Genomic DNA, 443 nt, shown 5'->3' with positions numbered 1-443 from the left:
CGAGCGAAAGGGGACTAGCCGATATCTGTTGTGATAGTGGAATATTCTGGAAAGTTTAACGGTACAGGGTGATAGTCCCGTACACGAAGTGGCAACAGGTACATATTAAGTAGGTCGGGACACGTGTTATCTTGACTGAAGATGGGGGGACCATCCTCCAAGGCTAAATACTCCTTACTGACCGATAGTGAACCAGTACCGTGAGGGAAAGGCGAAAAGAACCCCTGTGAGGGGAGTGAAATAGAACCTGAAACCGTATACGTACAAGCAGTGGGAGCCCTTCGGGGTGACTGCGTACCTTTTGTATAATGGGTCAGCGACTTATATTTAGTAGCAAGGTTAAGCGAATAGCGGAGCCGTAGCGAAAGCGAGTGTTAACTGCGCGTTGAGTTGCTAGGTATAGACCCGAAACCCGGTGATCTAGCCATGGGCAGGTTGAAGGT

Annotated in this window: 1 rRNA gene; it reads left to right on the top strand. The window is 49.2% G+C overall.

Annotated features, from left to right (window positions below):
• Nucleotides 1-443: ribosomal RNA gene (locus ACXAGX_RS20540) — 23S ribosomal RNA — on the top strand; the annotation flags it as partial.

Source organism: Alteromonas sp. ABV4_515 (assembly GCF_056160345.1).
This window is presented reverse-complemented; position numbering and strand designations above follow the sequence as displayed.